This is a genomic window from Pseudomonas sp. S37 (genome assembly GCF_016658545.1).
Classification (GTDB): domain Bacteria; phylum Pseudomonadota; class Gammaproteobacteria; order Pseudomonadales; family Pseudomonadaceae; genus Aquipseudomonas.
The window spans coordinates 1-8841 of the sequence record NZ_JACVZC010000173.1 but is presented as its reverse complement, the minus strand read 5'-3'; the positions used below and the strand labels follow the sequence as shown (position 1 = coordinate 8841).

Here is an 8841-nt window from a genome sequence, read left to right as displayed (position 1 = left end):
CTGTAGCAGCGGCCTTGCGTCGCGATGGGCTGCGCAGCAGCCCCGGCAATCTGTGCTGCGAAGCTGAAAATTGGGGCTGCTTTGCAGCCCATCGCGACGCAAGGCCGCTCCTACAGGGACCGCGTGGGATGTCAGCCCAGCATCTCGTGCATGGCAATGATCTGCTCGGCCACCTGGATCAACTTCTGCTGGCGGCTCATGGCCTGGCGGCGCATCAGGGTGTAGGCCTGCTCTTCGTTGCAGTCCTTCATTTTCATCAGCAGCCCCTTGGCTTGCTCGATGCGTTTGCGTTCTGCCAGTTGCAGGTCGCGCGCCAGTAATTGTGCCTTCAATGCCTGGTCACTTTCGAAGCGGGCCATGGCCACATCCAGAATCGGCTGCAGCCGTGCAGCATGGATGCCCTCGACGATATAGGCGCTGACGCCAGCCTGGATCGCCTGGCGCATGACCCCGGGGTCGTGCTCATCGGTGAACAGCACGATGGGCCGCGGCTGGTCACGGCTGACCAGTACCACCTGTTCCATCACATCGCGGTCCGGTGAGTCGGTATCGATCAACACCACATCCGGGCGCACCGTTTCGACGCAGGCGGGCAGGTCGATGGTCAGGCCTGGGGCTTCGGTGACCTCGAAGCCGGCCTCGATCAAGGCTGCCTTGAGGCGGCCGAGTTTGCTTTGGGTGTCGTCGATCAGCAGGATGCGCAACATGGTCGTTCCCCTCACGCGCCAACACGGGCATCGGGCCGTTCGCCCAGCGCATGCAGGCTGAAGCTGCGGGCATAACCGTAGGGGTCGCTGCCGTCCCAGCGGGTGCCGTCGATCAGCAGGCTGCTGCGCATCGGTTGTTCGGGGCACGGCACGCCCAGGCTCTGCGCTGCCTCGCGGTACAGCTCCAGTCGCTGGACCTGGCGGGCCACCCCGAGGTAATCCGGGTCTTCGCGCAGCAGGCCCCAGCGGCGGAACTGGGTCATGAACCACATGCCGTCGGACAGGTACGGCAGGTTGGCCCGGCCATGGTCGTAAAGGCGCAGGGCATGCGGGTCTTGCCATTGGTTGCCCAGGCCGTCCTGGTAGTGGCCGAGCAGGCGGGGTTCGATGCTGTCCAGCGTGGTGTCCAGGTAGGCGCTGCCGCTGAGCAGTTGCGCGGTGCTGCGGCGGTTTTCCGGGCTTTGCTCGATGAACCGGCTGGCGGCAAGGATTGCCTTGATCAGCGCGCGAGCGCTGTTGGGGTATTGCTCGGCAAAGGCACGGCCGCAGGCCAGGACCTTTTCCGGGTGGCCCGGCCAGATCGACTGGCTGGTGGCCAGGGTGAAGCCTTGGCCTTTGGCCACGGCGTCGGCTGCCCAGGGCTCGCCGACACAAAAGCCGTCAATGCGCCCGGCCTGGATGTGCGCGGCCATCTGCGCAGGCGGTACCACAACGCTGTCGATGTCGCGCAGCGGGTGGATGCCCTGGCTGGCCAGCCAGTAATTCAGCCACATGGCGTGGGTGCCGGTGGGGAAGGTCTGGGCGAACGTCAGGCGTGCGCCATGCTGGTGCACCAGCCGCGCCAGTGCTTCAGGGTTGGTCACGCCCTTGCGTTGCAGGGCCGGGGACAGGTTGATGGCCTGGGCGTTCTGGTTCAGGCCCATGAGCACGGCCATGTCGCTGGCAGGGACACCACCGATGCCCAGGTGCACGGCGTAGACCAGGCCATACAGGCAGTGCGCGGCATCCAGTTCGCCACTGACCAGCTTGTCGCGCAGCCCGGCCCACGAGCCCTGGCGCTTGAGGTTCAGGGTAAGGCCGTATTGCTGGGCGAAACCCTGGGTGGCGGCGACCACCACCGAGGCGCAGTCGGTCAGGGCCATGAAGCCGATGTCGAGGCTGGGTTTTTCTGGCGCGTCGCTGCCGTTGACCCAGGCCAGGGGCGTTGCTCGGGGTACAGTAATCACAAGGTTCCTCGCCCGTACTGATAAGGCTGTGGGCGGAACCGGTGCAACCGATGTGCCAAGCGTGCCCACGATTTGCTGTCCTGCCAGCCCTGCGCTGGCTATAATCGCCCCCTCACTCACCCTGAGCCTTGCCCGCCCATGTATACCCTGGCCCGCCAGCTGCTGTTCAAGCTTTCCCCGGAAACTTCCCACGACCTGTCCCTGGACCTGATCGGCGCCGGTGGCCGTCTCGGCCTCAATGGCATGCTGTGCAAGCAACCGGCGGCATTGCCGGTTTCGGTCATGGGCTTGAACTTCGCCAACCCGGTGGGCCTGGCCGCTGGCCTGGACAAGAACGGCGCAGCCATCGACGGTTTCGCCCAGCTGGGCTTCGGGTTTGTCGAGATCGGCACGGTCACCCCGCGTCCGCAGCCGGGCAACCCCAAACCACGCTTGTTCCGCCTGCCCGAAGCCACGGCCATCATCAACCGCATGGGCTTCAACAACCAGGGCGTCGATCACCTGCTCGGCCGTGTTCGCGCTTCGCGCTACAACGGCGTACTGGGCATCAACATCGGCAAGAACTTCGACACCCCGGTCGAGCGCGCCGTCGATGACTACCTGATCTGCCTGGACAAGGTCTACACCGCCGCCAGCTACATCACCGTCAACGTCAGCTCGCCAAACACCCCGGGCTTGCGCAGCCTGCAGTTCGGCGACTCGCTCAAGCAACTGCTCGATGCCCTGGCCGAGCGCCGCGAGCAGTTGGCAGCAACTCATGGCAAGCGCGTGCCGCTGGCGATCAAGATTGCCCCGGACATGAGCGATGAAGAAACTGCCCTGGTAGCCGCTGCACTGATGGAGTCGGGCATGGATGCGGTAATCGCCACCAACACCACACTGGGCCGCGAGGGTGTCGAAGCGCTGCCGTTTGGTGGCGAGGCGGGCGGCCTGTCGGGCGCGCCGGTGCTGGAGAAGAGCACCCACATCGTCAAGGTGCTGGCCGGTGAGCTGGGTGGCAAGTTGCCGATCATTGCCGCTGGTGGCATTACCGAAGGCCGCCACGCTGCAGAGAAGATCGCGGCCGGGGCGAGCCTGGTGCAGATTTATTCGGGCTTCATTTATAAAGGGCCGGCGCTGATTCGCGAGGCGGTAGACGCTATCGCAGCAATGCCGCGGTAAACCTGACAGGGCCTATTCGCGGGTAAACCCGCTCCTACAGGGGAAGTAGGTAGTTGTAGGAGCGGGTTCATCGAGGCGTCGAACCGCCGCGAAGAGGCCGGTGCAATAGACAAGGTTTGCCAGGGCATAAAAAAGGGCCCCTTCAAGGGGCCCCTGGGCCTTCGCCCGCCGCCCGGATAGGGCGTGCATGGTAAATCGAATTCAGTGTCCTCGATCAGCCAACGGCGTGATTTTCGTTGAGTCTATGGATGCCAGCGGTGCCAGTCATTCCGTCCCAGTTATCACCGCGACCTTCGCGCCAGCCGTTGATCCAGGCTTGGCGAACAGAAGGAAGATTGAACGGGCAAAGTTCGCGGGATTTGCCGGTGACCCCGTATTGGTAGCCACGTGAATATGCTCTTTCCAACGGATCACGCTTAAGTCTTCTCATAGGGTGTTGCCCTCACTTGTTGACTGTAATGTCCCGTCGGCCTCTCCGAGGCCGGGCAGAGTCTTTCTGCCGGTTTGCGCTCGCTGCCGGCGTGGCGAGCTGAAAGTGCCGCCTCGTTGCGAAGCGGCCTGAGACCAGTTCTATCGAATGCGAGTCACGGTGTGAATGATCGATTTGTCATAAGGGCGTAACGTTTGTGAGGGTGAGGGCTTAAGTAAATAAATGCGACTCAACCTTGTTTGACGTTGAGGCCGCTATGATCGGGGTTTGCCGATCATTGACGTCATTTCGCCAGCGCTGCCGGTGAATGACAGAAATAATTTGAAATGCGACGAAGGGTCACATCGCCCCCGGCATCGCCAGAATTTTTAGTACTGCCTGATGATCTAAGCTGTCTTTGCCACTTGGCCAAGCGCAGATCGGTCAGGTGGCCCGGCCTTTTGCGGCACATTGGTGTGCCGCAAACCGCCACCCGCACACCCGCTGGAAAGGGGTGCGGGCAAACATCGCGGGGCGATGCGTCGCCACGTCAGTCAAATAGCCCAAGGCTCTGGAATACTCATGTCGGACCGTTTCGAACTTTACCTCACCTGCCCCAAAGGCCTTGAAGGCCTGCTTGCCGAAGAGGCCAAGGGCCTTGGCCTTGACGAAGTGCGTGAGCACACTTCGGCCATTCGCGGCGAAGCCGACATGGAAACCGCCTACCGCCTGTGCGTCTGGTCGCGCCTGGCCAACCGCGTGCTGCTGGTGCTCAAGCGCTTCTCCATGAAGAACGCCGACGACCTGTACGACGGTGTCAATGCCGTCGACTGGGCCGACCACCTGGCGGCCGATGGCACCCTGGCGGTGGAGTTCAGTGGCCATGGCTCGGGCATCGACAACACCCACTTCGGTGCCTTGAAGGTCAAGGATGCGATCGTCGACAAGCTGCGCAACCGCGAAGGCCTGCGCCCGTCGGTGGAAAAGATCGACCCTGACGTGCGCGTGCACCTGCGCCTGGACCGTGGCGAGGCGATCCTCTCGCTCGACCTGTCCGGGCACAGCCTGCACCAGCGTGGCTACCGTCTGCAGCAAGGTGCTGCGCCGCTGAAGGAAAACCTCGCGGCAGCGGTGCTGATCCGTTCCGGCTGGCCGCGCATTGCCGCCGAAGGTGGCGCGCTGGCCGACCCGATGTGCGGCGTGGGTACCTTCCTGGTGGAAGCGGCGATGATCGCCGCCGATATCGCCCCCAACCTCAAGCGTGAACGCTGGGGCTTCAGCGCCTGGTTGGGCCATGTGCCAGCCCTGTGGCGCAAGGTGCACGATGAGGCCCAGGCACGCGCGCAGGCCGGCCTGGCCAAGCCACCGCTGTGGATCCGAGGCTATGAAGCCGACCCGCGGCTGATCCAGCCAGGCCGCAACAACGTCGAGCGTGCCGGCCTGGGTGACTGGGTGAAGATCTACCAGGGCGAGGTCAGCACCTTCGAGCCGCGCCCGGACCAGAACCAGAAAGGCCTGGTCATCAGCAACCCACCGTATGGCGAGCGCCTGGGCGACGAAGCCAGCCTGCTGTACCTCTACCAGAACCTTGGCGAGCGCCTGCGCCAGGCCTGCATGGGTTGGGAGGCGGCGGTGTTCACCGGCGCGCCGCAACTGGGCAAGCGCATGGGTATTCGCAGCCACAAGCAGTACGCGTTCTGGAACGGCGCGTTGCCATGCAAGCTGCTGCTGTTCAAGGTGCAGCCTGACCAGTTCGTGACCGGTGAGCGTCGCGAAGCCCAGGCTGACAACGCCGAAGTCCGCCAGCAAGTGCCAGCGGCCAGCGAACCGGCGCGCCTGTCGGAGGGTGCGCAGATGTTTGCCAACCGCCTGCAGAAGAACCTCAAGCAACTGGGCAAGTGGGCCCGGCGCGAGCAGGTCGATTGCTACCGGCTGTACGACGCCGACATGCCCGAATATGCCCTGGCGGTCGACCTCTATCAGGATTGGGTACACGTACAGGAATACGCAGCGCCCCGTTCCATCGACCCGGAGAAGGCCCAGGCGCGTCTGCTCGATGCGCTGGCAGCCATCCCGCAGGCACTGGGCATTTCCCCTCAGCGCGTGGTGCTCAAGCGTCGCGAGCGCCAGAGCGGTACCCGCCAGTACGAACGCCAGGCTACCGAGGGCCGCTTCCAGGAGGTGAACGAAGGCGGCGTCAAGCTGCTGGTCAACCTCACCGACTACCTCGACACCGGCCTGTTCCTGGACCACCGCCCGATGCGCATGCGTATCCAGCGCGAGGCAGCCGGCAAGCACTTCCTCAACCTGTTCTGCTACACCGCCACGGCCACCGTGCACGCAGCCAAGGGTGGCGCCCGCAGCACCACCAGCGTCGACCTGTCGAAAACCTACCTGGACTGGGCGCGGCGCAACCTGGCGCTGAATGGCTTCTCCGAGCGCAACCGCCTGGAGCAGGGCGATGTGATGGCCTGGCTGGAAGCCTGCCGCGAAAGCTACGAGCTGATCTTCATCGACCCGCCGACCTTCTCCAATTCCAAGCGCATGGAAGGGGTGTTCGACGTGCAGCGTGACCACGTGCAGTTGCTGGACCTGGCCATGGCCCGCCTGGCGCCTGGTGGCGTGCTGTACTTCTCCAACAACTTCCGCAAGTTCCAGCTGGACGAACACCTGATGGCGCGTTACGCGGTGGAAGAAATCACGGCCCAGACCCTGGACCCGGACTTCGCCCGTAACAACCGCATCCATCGCGCCTGGCGTCTGCAATTGCGCTGAGGCGACGAGGTACATTGCACGGCTAATGGCCAATAGCTATAACTGAATGCAGGGCAAGATAATCCGCAGGACGCTGACGTGACGAGATGGGTGTATGTCAAAGTGTGGCGTGCGTGCGTGGTTACTTGGCCTGCGTACAGAGGCGGTGTCCGCCTGGGCGATGGCGTTGGTTGCCTTGGTGGCGGGCGGCTTGTTGACAGCCGCCCTGGCACTGGCCGCGCAAACCTTCTATAAGCAGCAGTTGCGCCAGCGCTTCGAGCTGCTGGCCAACGAGCGCTTCAGCCGAATAGCCGAGCGCTTTGACGAACAGCAGCAGCGCCTGGACGGGCTGCGGCGGTTTTTCAGCTTTTCCAACGAAATTACCCCCCGCGAATTCGACGGTTACGCCCGGCCATTGCTGCAGCGTACCCTGGCCTATGCCTGGGCGCCGCGCGTCGAGGTCGCCCAGCGTGCCGAGTTTGAACGCCAGGCCAGTGTCCATTCCGGCCTGGGTTATGTGATTCGCGACCAGGATGAGCATGGCCAATGGCAGCGTGCGCCGTTGCGCGACCATTATTTTCCCGTGCTTTATACCCAGTCCGGCGAGTTGCCCGGGCTGCCATATGGCCTCGACCTGGCTGGCCAGGGCGTGCCTCAGGCGGCGCTCGCGCGGGCACTGGGGCCGGGCAGCATGGCGGTGTCCGAACCGCTGGCCATGTTCGATAGCCATTCGGGCGCGCGCGGCCTGCTGATGGTGGCGCCGGTGTTTTCCGATGCCAACCCCGACGGCGCGGCGGCGGGGTATGTGTTGGCCTTGTTGAGCCTGCGGCAGCTGGTCAGTGATGATCGGCCGGTCGCGGTGGACGATAACCTGGTGGTGCGTATCGTCGATCCGTCGGGGCTGCGTGGCCCTGAAGTGATGTTCGATTCGCAGAACCCGGTCGCGCCGTTGGCGCTGGCCAGCCACCAGTTATTGCACCTGGCCGACCACCATTTCCAGTTGAGTATCCAGCCGAGCCTGGCCTTCGTGCAGGCCAACCGTTCCTCGGCGGTGCAGGCGGTGAGCTTGCTGGGGGGCTTGTTGAGCGTGCTGCTCAGCGTGCTGCTGTACAGCCTGTTCAGCCAGCGCCAACGTGCCCTGGCCCTGGTCGAGCAGCGTACTGCCGAGCTGCAGGTCAGTGAACAGTCATTGCGTGGCACCCACAACCAGTTGCGCAGCGTGCTGGATGCCGCGACCCAGGTGGCGATCATCGCCACCAACCTCAAAGGGGTGATCAGCACCTTCAACGCCGGCGCTGAACGCATGCTCGGTTACCCGGCCAGCGAGGCAATTGGCCATTTACACCTTGAACACCTGGTGCTGCCCGAAGAGCTGAACCTGCGCGCCCATGCCTTGAGCGTGCGCTTTGGTCGGCCCATTGCCGGTGGCCAGGCGATGTTTGCCGAAACGGTGCAGGAGCAAGGTGCCGAGCCCGGTGAGTGGACCTTGCTGCGCGCTGATGGCAGCCAGTTGGTGGCCAACATGCTGGTCACCGCCATGCTCGACGAGCAGGGGTTGTGGGTGGGTTACCTGGCCATCTGCATTGATGTTACCGAGCGGCGCCGGGTTCATGAAGCCTTGGCGGCGCGTGACCGCTTGCTGGAGAAACTCAGTGCCGAGGTGCCGGGTGGCATCTACCAGTATCGCCTGGATGCCAACGGCCATTCGTGTTTCCCGTATGCCAGCATGGGGCTTTACGACATCTACGAAGTCGACCTGCAGCAGCTGCGTGAGGATGCCACGGTGGTGTTCGAGCGTATTCACCCTGATGACCTGGAGCGCGTACGCCGCTCGGTGCGCTACTCGGCCGAGCACCTGTCGCCGTGGCGTGAGGAATACCGGGTCTGCCTGCCGCGGGCCGGGCTGCGCTGGGTACGTGGCGAGGCAACCCCGGAAGTGGGTGAGCAGGGCTGCACGCTGTGGCACGGCTATCTGACCGACATCTCCGACCTCAAGGGCGTGGAGGAAGAGTTGCGGGCGCTGTCGGTGACCGACTCGCTGACCGGTATCCACAACCGTCGCTACTTCCAGGAGCGGCTGAAGATCGAACTGGAGCGGGCCCAGCGTGATGGCCAGGCATTGGCGGTGATCATGCTCGACATCGACCACTTCAAGCGTATCAACGACCGCTATGGCCATGCTGTCGGCGACCGGGTGCTGCGCAGCCTGTGCCAGCGCATCGGTCAGCGGTTGCGGCGCACCGACGTGTTCTGCCGTTTGGGCGGGGAAGAATTCATGGTGCTGTGCCCGGGCAGCGATGCCGAGCAGGCACGGCTGCTGGCGCTGGAGTTGTGGCAGGGGGTGCGTAATGCACCGGTAGACGGCGTGGGCAAGGTCACGGCGAGTTTTGGTGTGGCCGGCTGGCGGCCGGGTGAGGGCGCCGATGCCCTGCTGTTACGCGCCGATGCCGGGGTGTATGCGGCCAAACAGGCCGGGCGGGACCGGGTGGAGGGTGAATCGGCCTGACAGTTGTCAGTTGCCTGCACCGGCCCTTTCGCGGCTAAAGCCGCTTGTATGGTGATACTTGAAGGGGTGGTGGGACGA

The 8841-nt window shown here is 64.1% G+C and carries 6 protein-coding genes; 3 read left to right on the top strand and 3 right to left on the bottom strand.

Annotated elements, in window-relative coordinates; genetic code table 11:
* Nucleotides 1-131: 131 nt before the first annotated feature.
* Together IAE39_RS28180 and IAE39_RS28175 are read right to left on the bottom strand one after the other, a co-directional pair.
* Entirely contained in the window at nt 132-707 is a 576-nt protein-coding gene (locus IAE39_RS28180) for an ANTAR domain-containing response regulator (protein ID WP_201207751.1), read from the bottom strand.
* A gap of 11 nt (nt 708-718) precedes the next feature.
* A complete protein-coding gene (locus tag IAE39_RS28175) occupies nt 719-1933 on the bottom strand; it encodes a CmpA/NrtA family ABC transporter substrate-binding protein (protein ID WP_201207750.1) in 1215 nt (404 codons plus the stop codon).
* Between the two features lie 138 nt (nt 1934-2071).
* On the opposite strand from IAE39_RS28175, the gene IAE39_RS28170 reads away from it, so the two are divergent.
* The gene (locus IAE39_RS28170; RefSeq protein WP_201207749.1) at nt 2072-3094 is read left to right on the top strand and encodes a quinone-dependent dihydroorotate dehydrogenase; all 1023 of its coding nucleotides are present in this window, start codon (nt 2072-2074) and stop codon (nt 3092-3094) included.
* A 214-nt stretch (nt 3095-3308) separates the two neighbouring features.
* Here the strand turns inward: IAE39_RS28170 and rmf are convergent, their stop codons facing one another.
* The gene (gene rmf / locus IAE39_RS28165; RefSeq protein ID WP_003248687.1) at nt 3309-3524 is read right to left on the bottom strand and encodes a ribosome modulation factor; all 216 of its coding nucleotides are present in this window, start codon (nt 3522-3524) and stop codon (nt 3309-3311) included.
* A 561-nt stretch (nt 3525-4085) separates the two neighbouring features.
* Between rmf and rlmKL the strand changes: the two genes are divergently transcribed.
* Together rlmKL and IAE39_RS28155 are read left to right on the top strand one after the other, a co-directional pair.
* On the top strand, nt 4086-6278 hold the full coding sequence (rlmKL, locus tag IAE39_RS28160) for a bifunctional 23S rRNA (guanine(2069)-N(7))-methyltransferase RlmK/23S rRNA (guanine(2445)-N(2))-methyltransferase RlmL (RefSeq protein WP_201207748.1): 2193 nt from the start codon (nt 4086-4088) through the stop codon (nt 6276-6278).
* Between the two features lie 94 nt (nt 6279-6372).
* Nucleotides 6373-8763 carry a sensor domain-containing diguanylate cyclase gene (locus tag IAE39_RS28155; RefSeq protein ID WP_201207747.1) on the top strand — a complete coding sequence of 797 codons (2391 nt, stop codon included), beginning with the start codon at nt 6373-6375 and terminating at the stop codon, nt 8761-8763.
* The last annotated feature ends 78 nt before the right edge of the window (nt 8764-8841 follow it).

Excerpts from the sequence above, each read along its gene's own strand:
- IAE39_RS28180 (WP_201207751.1), bottom strand. The coding sequence starts at position 707 with ATGTTGCGCATCCTGCTGATCGACGACACCCAAAGCAAACTCGGCCGC.
- IAE39_RS28170 (WP_201207749.1), top strand. The coding sequence starts at position 2,072 with ATGTATACCCTGGCCCGCCAGCTGCTGTTCAAGCTTTCCCCGGAAACT.
- rmf (WP_003248687.1), bottom strand. The coding sequence starts at position 3,524 with ATGAGAAGACTTAAGCGTGATCCGTTGGAAAGAGCATATTCACGTGGC.
- rlmKL (WP_201207748.1), top strand. The coding sequence starts at position 4,086 with ATGTCGGACCGTTTCGAACTTTACCTCACCTGCCCCAAAGGCCTTGAA.
- IAE39_RS28155 (WP_201207747.1), top strand. The coding sequence starts at position 6,373 with ATGTCAAAGTGTGGCGTGCGTGCGTGGTTACTTGGCCTGCGTACAGAG.